Genomic DNA, 1,037 nt, shown 5'->3' with positions numbered 1-1,037 from the left:
GCTGTTCTTTAAATGGCTGAAGCAACATGTAGAAATCAAACATTTTTATGGGATGAGTGAAACAGCGATACAAAATCAAATTTACCTCGCGCTCATTACTTACTGTCTACATGTCCTCATCCAGTTGGAGACGACAAAAAGCAAGAAAACACTGCTTCGAATTAGCCGTTGGCTAAAAGCGGCCATCTGGAAACCAGCATACATTTGGCTCCGTCGTTTTGAACAAAAAAACAGCACTTAGCTAATGACCTGTCGTTGTCCCTTTTGCTTAACTGTATAATTTCACCAAATGGACAGTGCCACTTTTATTCGAGGCTTTGCCTTTTTGGCACTTTTCAGGAAGAAAGTGTTTACAGAATATTCAACGAAGTTTTATGCAACGCTAGTGATAAATCTTGTAACATTTTTGCGTTCATCTGATCTGTAGCCAATCTTAGTGACAGTACTTCATTTGTATTTCTTTCCTGTCTGATGACGAATCTTGTCAGCCCGAGAGCTCTTTGAAATAAACGTTAACACGTTTGACAGCAAGACACTCTTTGTACAACGCTATCTATGGAAACATTATATTTGAATACATACACAACTCCTATTTCACACCCTTGTTTTTCACAATCTCAAGTGTAGTAAAGGTTTAGGAGCTTGGTGTGTGTATTTTTGTCCTTGCTCTTAAACCCAAGCAAATATTGTAGCCTATATTTCCCCCATCCTCAACACTTACCCGATTAAAGAGACCCCCCATCCACAGAGCGCGCCTGTAATGACGACGACCCACGGTGGGACATTCCAGCTTTTTAACATGACAAACAAAATGGCCACTAACGCGACATCAATCGCAGCAGTAATGGACGACGTCCAGATCGGCTGATACAAAGCGGCAGCCAAAATACCGACAACGGCGGCATTAATTCCAAGCACCGCGCCTCGCATCTTTGGCAAATGACGCATTTCCTGCCAAAAAGGAAGTGTTCCTGCGATTAACAAAAATGCTGGTAAAAAGATGGCGACCATCGCCAGAAGACCACCTTGCCATCCTC

General features: G+C 42.3%; 1 protein-coding gene and 1 pseudogene. One reads left to right on the top strand and one right to left on the bottom strand.

The window, feature by feature from the left end; genetic code table 11:
- Window positions 1–241 (top strand): annotated as a pseudogene (locus G4V62_RS19150) (IS4 family transposase); the annotation flags it as partial.
- Window positions 242–717: 476 nt separating this feature from the next.
- Here the strand turns inward: G4V62_RS19150 and G4V62_RS19145 are convergent.
- Window positions 718–1,037 (bottom strand): chromate transporter (locus G4V62_RS19145; protein WP_212508857.1); only part of this gene is annotated, 320 nt, incomplete at its 5' end.

This window comes from Litoribacterium kuwaitense, from assembly GCF_011058155.1.
Taxonomy (GTDB): Bacteria; Bacillota; Bacilli; order Bacillales; family DSM-28697; genus Litoribacterium; species Litoribacterium kuwaitense.
The sequence above is the reverse complement of the archived record's forward strand: the minus strand, read 5'-3'. Positions and strand labels throughout refer to the sequence as shown.